This is a genomic window from Azospirillum oryzae, from assembly GCF_008364795.1.
In the GTDB taxonomy this organism is placed as follows: Bacteria; Pseudomonadota; Alphaproteobacteria; order Azospirillales; family Azospirillaceae; genus Azospirillum; species Azospirillum oryzae.
This window is the reverse complement of sequence record NZ_VTTM01000002.1, coordinates 260,319-275,441: the sequence shown is the minus strand read 5'-3', so window position 1 is coordinate 275,441 and position 15,123 is coordinate 260,319. Positions and strand designations below refer to the sequence as shown.

15 protein-coding genes are annotated in these 15,123 nt (G+C 68.1%); 6 read left to right on the top strand and 9 right to left on the bottom strand.

Going from position 1 to position 15,123, the window contains the following annotated elements; genetic code table 11:
• Positions 1–6: 6 nt before the first annotated feature.
• Complete coding sequence (locus tag FZ938_RS07285; RefSeq protein WP_149197922.1) at positions 7–645, bottom strand: acyltransferase; 639 nt, start codon at positions 643–645, stop codon at positions 7–9.
• A 262-nt stretch (positions 646–907) separates the two neighbouring features.
• Between FZ938_RS07285 and FZ938_RS07280 the strand changes: the two genes are divergently transcribed.
• The 3 genes from FZ938_RS07280 to FZ938_RS07270 all read left to right on the top strand — a co-directional run bounded on the left by FZ938_RS07280 (position 908) and on the right by FZ938_RS07270 (position 4,267).
• Positions 908–2,563, top strand: coding sequence for an FAD-dependent oxidoreductase (locus FZ938_RS07280; protein ID WP_149197921.1), 1,656 nt, complete (start codon positions 908–910; stop codon positions 2,561–2,563).
• A gap of 26 nt (positions 2,564–2,589) precedes the next feature.
• A complete protein-coding gene (locus tag FZ938_RS07275; protein WP_149197920.1) occupies positions 2,590–2,787 on the top strand; it encodes a DUF2783 domain-containing protein in 198 nt (65 codons plus the stop codon).
• 103 nt (positions 2,788–2,890) lie between these two features.
• Positions 2,891–4,267 carry a CocE/NonD family hydrolase gene (locus tag FZ938_RS07270; protein WP_149197919.1) on the top strand — a complete coding sequence of 459 codons (1,377 nt, stop codon included), beginning with the start codon at positions 2,891–2,893 and terminating at the stop codon, positions 4,265–4,267.
• Positions 4,268–4,339: 72 nt separating this feature from the next.
• Here FZ938_RS07270 and infC read toward each other — a convergent pair whose 3' ends face one another.
• Together infC and thrS are read right to left on the bottom strand one after the other, a co-directional pair.
• Positions 4,340–4,867 carry a translation initiation factor IF-3 gene (gene infC, locus FZ938_RS07265; protein WP_042696225.1) on the bottom strand — a complete coding sequence of 176 codons (528 nt, stop codon included), beginning with the start codon at positions 4,865–4,867 and terminating at the stop codon, positions 4,340–4,342.
• Positions 4,868–4,951: 84 nt separating this feature from the next.
• On the bottom strand, positions 4,952–6,916 hold the full coding sequence (gene thrS / locus FZ938_RS07260) for a threonine--tRNA ligase (protein WP_136704571.1): 1,965 nt from the start codon (positions 6,914–6,916) through the stop codon (positions 4,952–4,954).
• A 202-nt stretch (positions 6,917–7,118) separates the two neighbouring features.
• On the opposite strand from thrS, the gene FZ938_RS30475 reads away from it, so the two are divergent.
• Both FZ938_RS30475 and FZ938_RS07250 read left to right on the top strand, forming a co-directional pair.
• On the top strand, positions 7,119–7,364 hold the full coding sequence (locus tag FZ938_RS30475; RefSeq protein WP_174757220.1) for an AbrB/MazE/SpoVT family DNA-binding domain-containing protein: 246 nt from the start codon (positions 7,119–7,121) through the stop codon (positions 7,362–7,364).
• Positions 7,361–7,708 (top strand): type II toxin-antitoxin system PemK/MazF family toxin, encoded by a 348-nt coding sequence (locus FZ938_RS07250; protein ID WP_149197917.1) that lies wholly within the window; start codon positions 7,361–7,363, stop codon positions 7,706–7,708. Before FZ938_RS30475 ends, FZ938_RS07250 begins: the two co-directional genes overlap by 4 nt.
• A 10-nt stretch (positions 7,709–7,718) precedes the next feature.
• On the opposite strand, the gene FZ938_RS07245 is transcribed toward FZ938_RS07250, so the two are convergent.
• From FZ938_RS07245 to FZ938_RS07235, 3 genes are all read right to left on the bottom strand, one after another.
• Positions 7,719–8,918: an EAL domain-containing protein gene (locus FZ938_RS07245; RefSeq protein ID WP_246457694.1), complete on the bottom strand. Its 1,200-nt coding sequence runs from the start codon at positions 8,916–8,918 to the stop codon at positions 7,719–7,721.
• A gap of 222 nt (positions 8,919–9,140) precedes the next feature.
• On the bottom strand, positions 9,141–10,214 hold the full coding sequence (locus FZ938_RS07240) for a quinone-dependent dihydroorotate dehydrogenase (RefSeq protein WP_149197915.1): 1,074 nt from the start codon (positions 10,212–10,214) through the stop codon (positions 9,141–9,143).
• Positions 10,211–10,585, bottom strand: coding sequence for a DUF952 domain-containing protein (locus tag FZ938_RS07235; protein WP_085090219.1), 375 nt, complete (start codon positions 10,583–10,585; stop codon positions 10,211–10,213). The genes FZ938_RS07240 and FZ938_RS07235 overlap by 4 nt, the downstream gene beginning before the upstream one ends.
• A gap of 332 nt (positions 10,586–10,917) precedes the next feature.
• On the opposite strand from FZ938_RS07235, the gene FZ938_RS07230 reads away from it, so the two are divergent.
• On the top strand, positions 10,918–11,136 hold the full coding sequence (locus FZ938_RS07230; RefSeq protein ID WP_149197914.1) for a hypothetical protein: 219 nt from the start codon (positions 10,918–10,920) through the stop codon (positions 11,134–11,136).
• Between the two features lie 56 nt (positions 11,137–11,192).
• Here the strand turns inward: FZ938_RS07230 and FZ938_RS07225 are convergent, their stop codons facing one another.
• The 3 genes from FZ938_RS07225 to FZ938_RS07215 are packed head-to-tail and all read right to left on the bottom strand — an operon-like array spanning position 11,193 to position 15,101.
• Positions 11,193–11,513 carry a hypothetical protein gene (locus tag FZ938_RS07225; protein WP_109075942.1) on the bottom strand — a complete coding sequence of 107 codons (321 nt, stop codon included), beginning with the start codon at positions 11,511–11,513 and terminating at the stop codon, positions 11,193–11,195.
• Positions 11,514–11,547: 34 nt separating this feature from the next.
• Positions 11,548–13,074: a phage terminase large subunit gene (terL, locus tag FZ938_RS07220; RefSeq protein WP_149197913.1), complete on the bottom strand. Its 1,527-nt coding sequence runs from the start codon at positions 13,072–13,074 to the stop codon at positions 11,548–11,550.
• Positions 13,071–15,101: a glycosyl hydrolase family 28-related protein gene (locus FZ938_RS07215; protein ID WP_149197912.1), complete on the bottom strand. Its 2,031-nt coding sequence runs from the start codon at positions 15,099–15,101 to the stop codon at positions 13,071–13,073. Before FZ938_RS07215 ends, terL begins: the two co-directional genes overlap by 4 nt.
• Positions 15,102–15,123: the final 22 nt, after the last annotated feature.

Genomic DNA, 15,123 nt, shown 5'->3' with positions numbered 1-15,123 from the left:
GGCCGCTCAGCCCCCCTTCACCTTGTGCAGCGGTTGGCTTGTCCCCGCATCGACGCGGCCCCGGCCCGGTTCCTCCGCCTCCAGCGGAGCGCAGGCGACCATGGTGGCGAGCGAGCGGCGGGCGAGGCGCTGGTATTCCTCCGTCCCTTCCGACTTCCAGGCGACCTCATCGGGCCGCAGCTCGCGCATCACCTTGGCCGGCAGGCCGGCCACCAGCGTGCGCGGCGGCACGACGAAGCCGGCCTTGACGAAGGCCATGGCGGCGACGATCGACTCCTCGCCGATCTCCGCGCCGTCCATCACCACCACATTCATCCCGACCAGTGCGTTGCGGCGGACGATGCAGCCGTGCAGCACGGCGCCATGCCCGACATGCCCGTCCTCCTCGACGATGGCGTCATGGCCGGGGAAGGCGTGGATCGTGCAGTTGTCCTGCACGTTGCTGCCCCGCTGCAGCACGATGCGGCCGAAATCACCGCGCAGGCTGGCGCATGGGCCGACATAGCAGCCCGGCCCCACCACCACGTCGCCGATCAGCACGGCGGTGGGATGGACGAAGGCGGTCGGGTCGATGACCGGGATCACGCCGTCGATGGCGTAGACGGTCGGGCGCGGCAAGGTGGGGTTGACGGTCGGGTTGGGCATGGTCAGGCGTTCCTCGGTGTCTCTATCCGGTCTTTTGCCACGAGGCTACACCGCCGCACGCTGTACGCGATACTGATTTTCCGTCATAGTGAGCATGTCTGTATCGCTTCACCGGCTCCCTTCCCAACCCTCGGATCGGGGCTTGATTGGTATCAAATGAAACTGTATCGTTGGCAACAATAACAAATCACCGCAAAGCCGGCCGCTCCGCGGCCGGGCCGCCAACGCGTTCTGTCATGGTTTCCGGGGGAGGAAACGCCCAATGCACGCGACTTTCAGCTATCCGAAATACAGCTTCACACCCTCGCAGGAACAGCGCACCGGCACCGTCCGGCGCCATCCGGTGGTGGTCATCGGCGCCGGCCCGGTCGGGCTGACCGCGGCGCTCGACTTCGCGCGCAAGGGCGTGCCGGTGGTGGTGCTCGACGCCGAGGACACCGTCAGCGTCGGCAGCCGCGCCGTCTGCTATGCCAAGCGCGCGCTGGAGGTGTGGGACCGGCTGGGCGTCGGCCAGCGCATGATCGACAAGGGTGTCGTTTGGAAGATCGGCAAGGTCTTCAACGGTGACCGCATGGTCTACCAGTTCGACCTGCTGCCGGAGCCGGACCACAAGATCCCCGCCTTCATCAACCTCCAGCAATATTACCTGGAGGATTTCCTGGTCACGGAAGCGCGGAAGCACGATCTGATCGACCTGCGCTGGCTCTCCCGCGTCATCTCGGCCAAGCAGGAGGCCGACCATGTCGTCCTGCAGGTCGAGACGCCCGACGGCGTCCATGCGGTGGAGGCCGATTGGGTCATCGCCTGCGACGGCGCCAAATCGTCGGTGCGCAAGATGCTGGGCCTGGAGTTCCAGGGCGAGGTGTTCAAGGACCGTTTCCTGATCGCCGACGTGGTGATGAAGGCCGATTTCCCGGCGGAACGCTGGTTCTGGTTCGACCCGCCCTTCCACCGCAAGCAGTCGGCCCTGCTGCACATGCAGCCCGACAATGTCTGGCGCCTGGATTTCCAGCTGGGTTGGGACGCCGACCCGGAGGAGGAGAAGAAGCCGGAGCGCGTCATCCCCCGCGTCCAGGCGATGCTGGGCGCCGACACGCCGTTCGAACTGGAATGGGTGTCGGTCTACACCTTCCAGTGCCGCCGGCTGGATCGCTTCCGCCACGGCCGCATCCTGTTCGCCGGCGATTCGGCCCATCAGGTCTCGCCCTTCGGTGCCCGCGGCGCCAACAGCGGCGTGCCCGACGCCGACAATCTGGTGTGGAAACTGGCGCTGGTGCTGGACGGCAAGGCGCCGGACTCGCTGCTGGACAGCTACAGCGATGAACGGGTCGCGGCGGCCAAGGAGAACATCCTGAACTCCACCCGCTCCACCGACTTCATCACGCCGAAAAGCGAGATGAGCCGCGTCTTCCGCGACGCGGTGCTGGAGCTTGCGGTCGACCAGCCCTTCGCCCGCTCGCTGGTCAATTCCGGCCGGCTGTCCACCCCCACCACCTACAGCGACAGCCCGCTGAACACGCCGGACGCCGACGCCTTCGCCGGCAGAATGGTGCCGGGCGCCCCCGCCACCGACGCGCCGGTGGAGCGTGACGGCCATGCCGGCTGGCTGATGGAGGCGCTGGACGGGCGCTTCACCGTGCTCTACGCCGCTGGTGACGGGCCGGTTCCGGCCGAGGTGGCGGAGGCGCTGGACGGTCTCGCCGCCGGGCCGCTGCCGCTGGCCTGGTATGTGGTGACCGAGCGGCGTCGCGGCATCGCCGGAGAGCTGGTGGACAGCGCCGGCCGCCTGCGCGAGCGCTACGACCTGACGCCGGGCAGCGTCTATCTGATCCGCCCTGACCAGCACATCGCCGCCCGCTGGCGCCGCTTCGATGCCGCCGCCCTGTCCGCCGCGCTGGACCGCGCCACCGGCCGCTGATCCCCCGATTTTCCGGAGTTGCACCCATGGCCAAACTGATGACCGAGCAGCGTTTCGCCAGCCCGGATGACGTGTACCAGTTGCTGATCGACAGCCACCGCGACCTGACCCCCGACCAGAGCAACCGCCTGAACGCCAAGCTGATCCTGCTGCTCGCCAACCACATCGGCGACGCGGAGGTTCTGGCCGAGGCGCTGCGCGTGGCGCGGCAGGGGGTGGAGTAACGGCCGTGGGGGAGGTGGCCCCACCCCCACCTCCCCCCTGACGCCAAGCCAAAGTTGGCGTACAAGAGCGCAGCCCCTTTCCGTCGCGGAGACTGCGCCGACCATGACCCTGCGCCGCCTGCTTCCCCTGCTGTTCATGCTGCTGTGCTGCGGTCCCGCCCTGGCGGAGGGGCTGACTCAGACGGCGCTGTCGATCCCCGCGCGCTTCCCCGACGGCAGTTCCGCCACGCTGGAGGCGCTGCTGCTGCGGCCGGACGGCCCCGGCCCCTACCCCATCGTCCTGCTTAGCCATGGCACGCCGCGCAACCCGGCGGACCGGGCGCAGATGACGCCGCTGCGCTATCTGCCGGAAGCCCGCGAATTCGCGCGGCGCGGCTGGGCGGTGGTGGCGGTGATGCGGCGCGGCTATGGCGGATCGGACGGTCCCTACAGCGAGACGACCGGCGCCTGCAGCAACCCCGACTACCTGCACTCCGCCCACCAGAGCGCCGAGGATCTGCGTCAGGCCGTCCGCTATGTCGCGGCCCAACCCTTCGCCGACGCCAGCCGGATCGTCGCGGTCGGTGTCTCGGCCGGCGGGCTTGCCAGCATCGCACTCAGCGCCGATCCGCCGCCGGGACTGAAGGCCGCCATCAGCTTCGCCGGCGGCCGCGGCTCCGTCGCCGACAACGAGGTCTGCCAGGAGAACCGGCTGGTCGCCGCCTTCGGCACGCTGGGCCGCAGTTCGCGCGTTCCCACCCTGTGGATTTATGCCGAGAACGACCTGTTCTTCGGTCCCGATCTCGCCCGGCGCCTGTGGGAGGCCTTCATTCATGAAGGCGGACGGGCGGAGTTCATCGCCGCCCCGCCCACCGGCAAGGACGGGCATGGCTTCTTCAGCACCGCCATCCCGCAATGGACGCCGATGGTCGACCGGTTCCTGGCGAAGAACGGGCTGGTGCTGCGCGACACGCCGATGGCGCTGTCGCTGCCGGCGCTTCCTCCACCGCCGGAGCTGTCCGCCGCCAATCGCGCGAAGTTCCCCGCCTATGTCGAGGCCGGCGGCAACAAGGCCTTCGCCGTGTCGCCCGACGGGGCCTATGGCTGGAAGTCGGGCATGCGCAGCCTGGACGAGGCGCAGAAGGGCGCGCTGGAGAATTGCGCGTCCCACACCCAGAAGGGCTGCCGCATCGCCTATCTCAACGACCGCCCGGCCGGCACCGGCGCCGCCGATGCCACCGCCCCGACGGAACCACCGCGCGGCACCCGCGTCAGGCTGGAGCCGCCGCAGGAATTGTCTGCCACCGGCCGCGACAAGTTCGGCGCCTATGTCGAGGCTGCCGGGCGCAAGGCATTCGCGGTGTCGCAGGACGGCGCCTTCGGCTGGAAGTCCGGCATGCCCAGCGAGGACGCCGCCCGCCGCGGCGCCCTGGACAACTGTGCCAAATTCACCCGCCACACCTGCTATGTCGTCATCGTCGACGACCGGCCGCTGCGCTGAGGCGTCGTAGCCCCAAAAGAAAAAGGCCCGTCCGGCATCCCGGACGGGCCTTTTCCGTAACCTCACCCCGCGTCAGCGCGGAGCCAGAACCATGACCATCTGGCGGCCTTCGAGCTTCGGCATCTGCTCGACCTTCGCCAGCGCCTCCAGCTCGTCGCGGACGCGGACCAGCACATTCATACCCAGATCCTGGTGCGCCATTTCACGGCCGCGGAAGCGCAGGGTCACCTTGACCTTGTCGCCCTCCTCGAGGAAACGGCGCGCCGAGCGCATCTTCACGTCATAGTCGTTGTCATCGATGTTCGGCCGGAGCTTGATCTCCTTGACCTCGATGATCTTCTGCTTCTTGCGGGCCTCGTTCGCCTTCTTCTGCGCCTCGTACTTGAACTTGCCATAGTCGAGGATTTTGCAGACAGGCGGTTCCGCCTGGGGAGCGATCTCGACCAGATCGAGACCGGCATCCTCAGCGGCCAGCAGAGCATCGCGCAACGACACCACCCCGATCATCTCGCCGTCGGCACCGACGAGACGAACGGAACGAGCCGAGATCTCCCGGTTAACCCGCGGGCCATCGCGGGTCGGGGCGGCTTCGGACGGAATCCTGGCTATGGACGCTTCTCCATGGTCTGAAACCACGCGGAAGCCAGCCGTCCAGAGGACGGGCCGGCGGCGTCGCGCGGTCGGTTAAAACGGCGAATCGGTCACGGTCTCGCCGGCAGGCGATCTCGCTTCCTCAACCAGTTTAGCCACCGCGGCGTCGAGGGCAAGAATTTCCTGATCCTTGCCGCCCAGCACGCGGAGCGCGACCGTCCGTTCGTCCGCTTCCCGCTTTCCGACAACCAGCATCAGGGGGACCTTCTGCAGGCTGTGTTCGCGGACCTTCAGATTGATCTTCTCGTTGCGGGTGTCGAGTTCGACGCGCAGGCCCTTGCGCTTCAACAGCTTCGCCACTTCCTCGGCATAGCCGTCGGCCTCGCTGGTGATGGTGGCGACGGTGACCTGCACCGGCGACAGCCACAGCGGGAACTTGCCGGCGTAATGCTCGATCAGCATGCCGATGAAGCGTTCCATCGACCCCAGGATCGCCCGGTGCAGCATGATCGGCCGATGGCGGGCGCCATCCTCACCGATATAGCTGGCATCGAGTCGTTCCGGCAGGTTCGGGTCGTACTGCAGCGTGCCGCACTGCCAGGTCCGGCCGATGGCGTCGGTCAGGTGGAATTCGACCTTGGGGCCATAGAAGGCGCCCTCGCCCGGCAGTTCCTCATACTCCAGCCCGGCGTCGCGCAGCGCCTGGGCCAGCGCGCCTTCGGCCCGGTCCCACAGTTCGTCGGCGCCGGTGCGGACGTCCGGACGCAGCGCCAGCTTCACCGAGATCTTGTCGAAGCCCAGGTCCTTGTAGACGCCGAGCTGCAGCTTGAAATACTCGGCCGCCTCGCTCTGCACCTGATCCTCGGTGCAGAAGATGTGGGCGTCGTCCTGGGTGAAGGCGCGGACGCGCATGATGCCGTGCAGCGCGCCCGACGGCTCGTTGCGGTGGCAGGCGCCGAACTCCGCCATGCGGATCGGCAGGTCGCGGTAGGACCGCAGGCCGTGCCGGAAGATCTGGACATGGCCGGGGCAGTTCATCGGCTTGATGCCCAGCAGCTTCTCGCCACCGTCGGCCTCCACCTTGAACATGTTGTCACCATACATGTCCCAGTGGCCGGAAGCCTTGAACAGCGAGCTGTCGATCAGCTGCGGCGTCTTCACCTCGACATAGCCGGCGGCCTTCAGCTTGGTGCGGATGTAGGTTTCCAGCGTCTGGTAGAGCGTCCAGCCCTTCGGATGCCAGAAGACCGAGCCGACCGCCTCTTCCTGCACATGGAACAGGTCCAGTTCCTTGCCCAGCTTGCGGTGGTCGCGCTTCTCCGCCTCCTCGATCTGGTGCAGGTAGGCCTTCAACTCCTTCTCGTCGCGCCAGGCGGTGCCGTAGATGCGCTGGAGCATGGGGTTGCGGCTGTCGCCGCGCCAATAGGCGCCGGCCACCTTCATCAGCTTGAAGCCCTGCCCGACCTTGCCCGTCGTCATGGCGTGGGGCCCGCGGCACAGATCCAGCCAGTCGCCCTGGCGGTAGATCGACACCGGCTCGCCCTGCGGGATCGCCTCGATCAGCTCGGCCTTGTAATGCTCGCCGAGCTTCTTGAAGTAGGCGACCGCCTCGTCACGGTCCCAGACCTCGCGGACGATCGGGATGTCGGCCCCGACGATCTCGCGCATCTTCGCCTCGATCTTTTCCAGATCCTCGGGCGTGAACGGCTCGTCGCGCGCGAAGTCATAGTAGAAGCCGGTGGCGATCGACGGGCCGATCGTGACCTGCGTGCCGGGATACAGCTTCTGCACCGCATCGGCCAGCACATGGGCGGCGTCGTGGCGGATGACCTCGAGAGCGTCGGCGTGGTTGCGCGTGACGATCTCGATCTTGGCGTTGGTAGTGACGGTGGTGGTGAGGTCCTTCACCGTACCGTCGATCTTGACGGCAAGCGCATCTTTGGCCAGGCGCGAACCGATGGACTGGGCAATCTCGAGCCCCGTCACCGGCCGGTCGAACTCCCGCACGCTGCCGTCGGGCAGCGTGATGGCGATGTTGGACGTCACCGAAGTCACCATTTCACTAGTGTTGGTCTCACCCGCATCGGGTGCCCGGACTTGGCCGGGAACGCGAAATTTCCATCGCCGCGTGGGGGAATGTCAAGCGCGGTGGCGGAAATCAAGGGCTCCGGGCAACTCATGGCTTTATTTTTGCCACGCTCACTGTATATCCTATGAATATCCAATCGACAGCCATCGCAGCGGCAAGGAGGCCACGCGCATGCAGGTCCAACTCGCACGATGGGGCAACAGCCTGGGCATCCGCATTCCCAAGGACATCGCCAGTCAGGTGGGGCTGCGCGACGGCACAAGGGTGGACATTCACGCCGAAGGCGATCGGATCGTCATCACCGCAGATCGCCCCCGCTACAGCCTCGATGAACTCATGAAAGGCGTCACGCCGGAGGCGATGCGGGAGGCGTTCGACTGGGGTCCCGATGTTGGCCGTGAGGTCGTTGAGGAATGACCGACGATAAATGGGAACCGGAAGCCGGCGATCTCATCTGGACTGACTTCGATCCACGGACGGGGCGTGAGCAGGGCGGGCGCAGACCAGCACTGATCGTGTCACCCCATGCTTTTTGGCAGGCGACACGCTTTGCAATCGTATGCCCGATCACCACGCGCGTTCGCCCGTTTCCCAGCAGTGCCGTATTGCCGCCGGGTCCGCCGATTTCCGGCGAAATCCTGACCAGCCATGTTCGCAGCATCGACACCATGGCCCGGCCGCTGCTGTTTTCCGGCGCACGCGCTCCATCGGCAATCCTGGCCGAAGTCCGCGGAAAGCTCGCCGCGCTGATTGGACTTTAGAAACCCAGCCTCACTCCGGCTTCCGGCTCAGCCTCGGCTCACCGAACAAATAGCCCTGGCCGAAGTCGAAGCCGGTGTCGAGCACCTCGACCAGCTGGTTCTCCGTTTCGATCTTCTCGACGATCAGGTCGATGCCCTCGGCGGCGCAGCGGTGGCGCAGCTCGCGGATACGCGCGGCGTTGGCGGGATCCAGCACCAGCGCGCGGTCCAGCTTGATGCAGCGGAACTCGTGGCGCAGCAGCCGGTCCAGGTCGATGGCGAGGTCCGTCACCTGATCCATGGAGAAGCGGAAGCCCAGCCGCGCCAGCTGCGACAGGATGCCCATCGTCACCGCCCCGCCGACGCGCAGGTCATGCTGGCTCAACTCGAACACCAGCTTGGGCACCAGGGCGTGGTTCTGCGCCATCATGTTCAGGAACTGGCGCATGAACTCCGCATCTGCCAGCGTCGCGGCGGAGATGTTGGCGAAGAAACCGATGGCGTGCTGGCGCCGCTCCGTCTCGCGGATCAGCTGGACGCATCGGACCAGCAGAAGATTGTCGATGGTGGCGATCAGCCCCTCGCGCTCGGCGATGTCGAGATAGCGGTCGGGCATGATCTGCTGCCCGTCGGCGGCCCTCACCCGCGAAAACACCTCATAGAAGCGGTGCTTGCGCTGGGGCAGGCTGACGATGGGCTGGAGATAGACGTCGATGCGGTCGGCCTTCAGCGCGTCGCGCACCGCCTCCAGCACCGCGGCGTCGTCCATCGGCACCGCCACCGGCGCGGACGGCGCGGCAGGGGACGGAGCGGCGGTGGACGGGGCCGGCGCGGGACGGCGCTCCGCACTGGCGGCCGGCGGCCGGGGCGCGCGCCGTTCGGTCAGGCGGGCGACCAGCGACTGCAGAAGCCTCACCTCCTGCATCACCGCGTCGTAACGGGCGCCAGCCTCGGGCTGGGGGCCGGCGTCGGCAGCGAGCCGCTGCTCCAGCAAGTGGGCCAGTTCCTCCACCCGGTCGTTCAGGCGGGCGATGCGGCGGGAGGCCTTGTGTTCGCGCTCCAGCCGCGTCACCACGTCATGGACCAGGGCACCGGTCAGCGCCACCAGCGCGCCCGCCAGCAACGCCAACAGCGGATCGGCCTCCGGACGCAGCGCCCACAGCGCCGCACCGGCCGAAACCCCGGCGATCAGATAGGCCAGCGCATAGACGAGGTGCGTCAGCAGGGTCATCGCGGGAACCAGGGTGAAAAGAACGGCCGCGGATGAGGCAGCGGTTCCGGGGCGGAGGTCGGCGGTCAGGGCCTTCACGGGTGCGCAGCCTCTGGCAGGAGCATGACACGGAACCGCGCGGGTGTCCCAACCCTGGGACCCACTGTCGGGACACCCGCTTGACGATCCGTTAATGCTACGCCCCTGCCCGCCGCATCCTGCGCGGCCTCAAGTGGAGATCCCTCAGCGGTGATCCGCCCCCACCGCCTCGGCGACCGACCGGAAGCCGTCGCGGCGCAGCAGTTCCGCCAGTTCGCGGCGGATGCGGTGGACCACCGCCGGACCGGCATAGACCATCGCCGAATAGAGCTGCACCAGCGACGCGCCGGCCCGGATCTTGGCATAGGCGTCCTCGCCGGTCGCAACACCGCCCACCCCGACGATCGGCAGCTTGCCGCCGGTCAGCGCGTAGATCTCGCGCAGGACGGAGGTCGAGGGCTCGAACAGCGGCGCGCCGGACAGGCCGCCGGCCTCGCTGCGCATCGCCGCCGGGATGCTGTCGGGCCGGGCGATGGTGGTGTTGGAGACGATCAGCCCGTCGATGCCGCTCTCCAGCGCCACCGCGGCGATGTCGCTCTTGTCCTCCACCGTCAGGTCGGGGGCGATCTTCAGCAGCAGCGGCGGGTTGCGGCTCAGGCCGCAGGACGCCCGCGCCTCCAGCACCCGCTCCAGCAGGGCGCGCAGCGGATCGCGGCCCTGCAGCGCGCGCAGTCCCGGCGTGTTGGGGGAGGAGACGTTGACGACCAGATAGTCGGCCAGCGGCGCCAGCCGGCGCACGCCGATCACGTAATCGTCGGCGGCATCCGCCGTGTCCTTGTTCTTGCCCAGGTTGGCGCCGACGATGCCGGGCGCGCGCCTGGCCTTCTCGCGGCGGCGCTCCAGCCGTTGGGCGAAGGCCTCCAGCCCCTCGTTGTTGAAGCCCATGCGGTTGATGACCGCGCGCTGCTCCACCAGCCGGAACAGGCGGGGGCGCGGGTTGCCGGGCTGGGGCCGCGGGGTGACACTGCCGGGTTCGACAAAGCCGAAGCCCAGGTTCAGCATGGCGTCGACCACCTCGGCATTCTTGTCGAAGCCGGCAGCCAGCCCGACCGGGTTGGTGAAGTCCAGCCCCCAGACGCGGGTGTGCAGCGCCGGCTCGTCCTTGCCGCGGGCCGGCGGGACCAGTCCCGACTTCAGCGCCTTGATGGTCAGGCCATGCGCGGTCTCGGGGTCGAAGCGGAACAGCAGCGGTCCGGCAAGCGGATAGAGGTCGATCACGGAACGAGGTCCTGAAGGGTGAAGGGAAAGCCGGCCGGGAAGACATGGCGCCCGTCCGGCCCCAGCGGCAGCGGATCGACGCGCAGCACGGCATCCACCGGCAGCGGCCCGTAGAGGTGCGGGAACAACTGCCCGCCGCGCGACGGCTCCCAGCGCAGGGCGTCGCCCAGCCGGTCGGCATCCACCGTCAGCAGCAGCAGGCCGTCCTGGCCGGCGCGGTGCTTGGCGGCGCTCTCCACCACCTGCGCGGCGGTCGAGAAATGGATGAAGCCGTCCTGGACATCCTGGGACGAACCGGGATAACGGCCGGCCGGGCGGGCGGCGTCCCACTCGTCCGCGCGGCACATGTGATGAATGATGCGGTCGGTCATGGCGGTGGGACACTAACCCAACGCGCGGCCACCGGCCAGAGACCTCGAAGCCGCAGCTTCGCAGCGCGTTGGAAACCCACCGCTCTGCTCACCACGGCACAACGCAAGATCGACTCCCCGAATGCAATTCCGCACGCTTCGCGCGTTGCATTTTGCAAAGCACACTCGAAACTATTCGGCATTTTGCGGGTATTTTTGAAATTCGGCGGCGCCCTTCACCGCCGGATCGGCCGGGTCGCCCCTTCAACCTCAGCGATTCCCTGGCTTCAGGCCGTTCGCACCGGTTGGCACCGCTTTTGCTGTGACGGTTCCAAGTCAACGGAGGACCCGCCATGAACGCGATTGCCATGACCCTGATGAAGAAGAGCCAGCCCTGCGATACCAATCTGGGCGCCTCGGTCACCGCCATGGGCGCGCTGTGCGAACCGGGTCAGACCGCGGTCCCGCTGAAGCCGAGCGCCACCATGCTGGCAGCCGGCGCGCGGGCCGGCGGCGTGTCGGTCGAGGTCGCCTGGAAGATCTACCAGGCGATGATCCATCACGCCGACTGAGCCGGCCCGCCCGGTCAAGGTCCCGGTCAAGGTCCCGGTCAAGGTCAAGGCCCCGGTCAGCGCCGCCCGCCCTCGAATGGCATGAAGCCCGAATCGAGCTTGGTCTCGATCCGCAGCAGGTGGTCGGTCAGCCGCTGTTCCACGTCCTTGAGCGTCGCGAAGGAGACATAGGTCTTCGCGACCTCCAGCTTGTATGCGGCAAGGCTCTCGCGCACCTGCGCCTGGGCCTCCTCGGCCCGGCTGCGCAGATCGTCCAGCGCGCTGTCCGCATCCTTGCGCACCCGCGCGATCAGCCAGAACAGCCCGCCCATCGCCGGCAGTTCGACGGCGGTGATCCACCAGGCGAGATCCAGGCCTCCAGTCAGGGCATCATGCATCGGGGTCTCCCGTTCGTATGGTGTGGGGAAAGGCTCAAAGGTCCCAATCCGCCTCCGCCATCACCGTCCCCGCACCGCGCCAGTCGGGGCGGCGTTCGGGCGCGGCGGTGCTGCGGTCGAAGCGGTAGGGCTCGGCTCCAAGGCAGCCGGCCACCGCGTCCAGCCCGTCATCGGGCCCGCGATACCGGCCGTCAGGGCGCCAGTCGCGCATTTCGCGGATCAGCGGCGTTTGCCAGACCTGCCGATGGGCCAGCAGGCGGCGATCAGCCAGCAGGGCGTCGAAGGCCTTGATGATGCGATCCGCCTTGGGCGTGCGGCTGTTCTGCTCGACCACCCCGGCGGCCAGCCGATCGTCGCGCAGCCGTTTGCGCAGCAGTCCGGGCAGGAAACGGCCAAGGCCGTTGATCTCTATGTGGACCGCCGGCAAATGGTTGTCGGCCAGGAAGCGGGAGACCCGCCGGCATTGCTGGTCGGCCTCCGTCTCCTCCGCCTTGGGATCGACGGCCAGATACAGCACCCGGTGCAGGTAGAAGCGCTCGTTCTCCCCGGCGAAGACCGCGGCGACCACGCTGCCGTCGCCACCCCTGCTCCTGCCGTCCCCCTCCCCTGCCGGCCGGGCGAAGGCCGGGTCCCACCAGCAGGTGGCTGATACCAGCTTCACCCCGTCCAGCGTCAGCACCGCGCGGCCCAGCGCCTCGCGATACTCCAGCTCCGCGTCGTAGCGGCCGAGATTGTCGACATTCAGCACCCCATCGGTGATGCTGACCGGGCGCAACAGCATCTGGCTGGTGAATTTGTTGGGGCCGGTGGATTTGCGGATGCGGGCGACATGCGCCTCGCCGAAGCGCTCCTTCCAGGTGTAGGTGCGGCGGCCCTGCTCATCCTCGGTGTAGACCGGCAGGACCTTCCGCTCGAACCCATCCAGGAAGGGCGGGCTGCCGTCGTCGGTCTCCTCGGCATAGAGGCTGTCCTGCGCATGCGGCGTGCCGACATAGAGCTGCGCCCCGCCCGGCACCAGCACATACTCCAGTTCCGACAAACGCTCGCGCAATGCTGCGCGCTTCACCGCGGTGTCGGCGTTGCGCGGCACCTCCACGTCGTCGCAGATCACCACGTCGGCGCGGCTGCCGGTGATGTTGCCGCCGATGCCGGCTGCCGCCATCGACGGGTCGCGCAGTTCCATCGGCCGCACCACGGTGAAGCGGTCGGCCGCCCACTGGTCGCGCTCCCTGGTCGGCGGCTTCAAATGGCTGCAGCCGGGATGCCGTTCCAGGATGCGCTTGACGTTGCGCACCATCTTCATCGCCAGCTTCAGGTCGGCGGCCAGCACCAGCAGCCGGCGGTTGGGATCGCGCAGCAGCAGCCAGGCCGCGAACAGCCCGACCAGGGTCGATTTGCCCGACCCGCGGAAGGCCATCAGCAGCATCCGCCGGTTCGGCCCGGCCACATGTTCCTCCAGCCATCCCGCCATCTCCGCATGGTGGGCGGGGGTCTTCAGCTCCACCATGGCGTTCCAGCCCTGGACGAAGCCGGCAAAGCTGTCGTCGTCCTTCCCCGTCATGGATTCCGCCCCAGGATGTGCCAACCGGCGCCGTTCGACATCGCCGTCACCGCATGGCCCTGGGCGGTCAGCGCGATGGCCTCGCTGTCAGGCCCGCCGCCCCCGGCCTGGGTGACGGTGACGCGGTTGCCGCCGATGTCGGACTTCTTGACGGTGACCGTCCGCCCGACCGCATGCGGAGCCGACGGCGCCGGCAGCCGCACCTCCACCGCTCCGCTCCAGGCGCTGACCAGATAGAGCTGCTGGTTCAAATCCGGCTCGAACAGGCCGGGGGTGTCGTGATAGTGGGCGTTGCCGGGCTGGCTGTTGCCGGCGACGATCCACCAGCCGGCCCCGTTCGACACCAGCGTGACGAAGTCGTACCGGTTTCCCAGCGACAGCGCGCGCCCGTCCGGACCCGGCCCGCCGATCTCCGTCACCGTCAGCGGGTTGGTCGACGCATCGGTGCGCTTGATCGTCACCGCATGGCCGTTGGCATCCTCGGCTTTCGGTAGACGCAACTCGACCGCCCCGCCATAGGCGCTGGCCAGATAGACCGAACTGCTCAGGTCCAGCGCCACCAGCCCGCCCGTGGCCGGCTCCACATACTCGGTGTCGTAGCGCAACGCCTCCACCACCAGTTCGGTGACGCGGCTGCGCTGAAGCCGGTTCTTCTCCGGATAGCCGGCATTGACCGCCGTATATTGCCCGCCCGACCGGTCGAGGATCGCCGGCCCGGCGGCGGCGGAGAACAGGTTGATGATCGCCGTCTCCACCGACCCGGCATCCAGCTGCAGGTTCGGCAGGGCGCCCAGCGACTCGGCGTAGAAATTCACGATCAGCGTCTTGTCGGTGACGGTGCCGACGCGGAAACAGGCCTCCGCCTGCGGCCACAGATTTGCCTCGCAATCGAAGAAGGCGTTGTTGAAGCGCCCCTGCTCCACGAAGAATCCGCAGCCGGTCATCGGCGCCGACAACGAATAGACCCGCACCGCATGGAACCGGTTGGCGTTCGGCGTGTCGCCCGCCCCCGTCCGCGTCAGCCACACCCCATGGCGCGACGGCCGCGCCACCAGCACGCGGGCGATGTTGTTCCAATAGCAGGGCAGGTTCGGGTCGATGTAGCCGTCGAAGACCAGCCCCACCTCCGGCTCCCACAGGGTCAGGTCGGTCAGGCTGTTCTGCACGCAGGGCCCGTCGCGCCCGAACAGCCGCACCCCCGCCTTGCCCTGCTCCAGCCGCAGGCCCGACAGGGTGGCGTAGCCGTCCGGCAGATGGATCAGGTCGAAGCCGTTGGACGCGCCGCGGATCACCGACGCCTGCCCCGCCCCGTAGAGCGTCCGCCCATGACCGAGCGTCAGCGTGTTGGCGATGCGGTAGGTCCCCGGCGGCACGAACACCGCGTGGGCCGAGGTCAGCGCCGCCTGCAAGGCCAGCGTGTCGTCCACCAGCCCGTCGCCCACCGCACCGAAATCCTTCACCGACACCAGATCGGCCAGCTTGTCGCGCACCGGCCGGGCGGTGGCCCCGGCTCCCGGCGGCACATAGGTCGCCAGTGCCTCCTCGTCCACCGGCGGGCGGATTGTCGGATTGCCGGCGCTGTCGAATGCCAGCAGCTTGCCCTGACGCAAAGCCCGCTCCGGCAGCAGGGGAGAGGCCGGCAGGTCGCTGTCGCCATAGCGCAGCATCAGGTCCTGATCGCCCGCCACCTGCTGGAGCATCGCCGTCAGCCGGTCCAGCTCGCCATTGAGGGCGGAGGCCGGCAGCGGCCCGCTCTCGCCGAAGTCGCTGCGCCGTTCGATGGGAAGCCGGCGGCGCAGCAGCACCATTGTTCCCTCCACCGGCGCCGCGGCGAAGGTCACCGCCCCGCCCGCGCTGGCGCCAGCCCCACCGACGGCATAACCGGTGCTCTGCAGCGCGGCGCCCAGGAAGACCTGCAGATCCTCGTCGGCGAAGATCGGAAACGGGTAGGTGAAGACCCGCTGCAGGCCGTCGGCGAGATACTGCACGCGCGGAGTCCCGCGCGGGATGAGAAGCGACGTGGTCATCGGGGATCTCCGCGAAAACGGA

What these genes read in the sequence shown, in the direction of transcription:
- FZ938_RS07275 (WP_149197920.1), top strand. Translation starts at nt 2,590, where the DNA reads ATGGCCAAACTGATGACCGAGCAGCGTTTCGCCAGCCCGGATGACGTG.
- FZ938_RS07245 (WP_246457694.1), bottom strand. Translation starts at nt 8,918, where the DNA reads ATGACCCTGCTGACGCACCTCGTCTATGCGCTGGCCTATCTGATCGCC.
- FZ938_RS07225 (WP_109075942.1), bottom strand. Translation starts at nt 11,513, where the DNA reads ATGCATGATGCCCTGACTGGAGGCCTGGATCTCGCCTGGTGGATCACC.
- FZ938_RS30475 (WP_174757220.1), top strand. Translation starts at nt 7,119, where the DNA reads ATGCAGGTCCAACTCGCACGATGGGGCAACAGCCTGGGCATCCGCATT.
- FZ938_RS07215 (WP_149197912.1), bottom strand. Translation starts at nt 15,101, where the DNA reads ATGACCACGTCGCTTCTCATCCCGCGCGGGACTCCGCGCGTGCAGTAT.
- terL (WP_149197913.1), bottom strand. Translation starts at nt 13,074, where the DNA reads ATGACGGGGAAGGACGACGACAGCTTTGCCGGCTTCGTCCAGGGCTGG.
- thrS (WP_136704571.1), bottom strand. Translation starts at nt 6,916, where the DNA reads ATGGTGACTTCGGTGACGTCCAACATCGCCATCACGCTGCCCGACGGC.
- FZ938_RS07250 (WP_149197917.1), top strand. Translation starts at nt 7,361, where the DNA reads ATGACCGACGATAAATGGGAACCGGAAGCCGGCGATCTCATCTGGACT.
- FZ938_RS07285 (WP_149197922.1), bottom strand. Translation starts at nt 645, where the DNA reads ATGCCCAACCCGACCGTCAACCCCACCTTGCCGCGCCCGACCGTCTAC.
- FZ938_RS07280 (WP_149197921.1), top strand. Translation starts at nt 908, where the DNA reads ATGCACGCGACTTTCAGCTATCCGAAATACAGCTTCACACCCTCGCAG.
- FZ938_RS07235 (WP_085090219.1), bottom strand. Translation starts at nt 10,585, where the DNA reads ATGACCGACCGCATCATTCATCACATGTGCCGCGCGGACGAGTGGGAC.
- FZ938_RS07230 (WP_149197914.1), top strand. Translation starts at nt 10,918, where the DNA reads ATGAACGCGATTGCCATGACCCTGATGAAGAAGAGCCAGCCCTGCGAT.
- FZ938_RS07270 (WP_149197919.1), top strand. Translation starts at nt 2,891, where the DNA reads ATGACCCTGCGCCGCCTGCTTCCCCTGCTGTTCATGCTGCTGTGCTGC.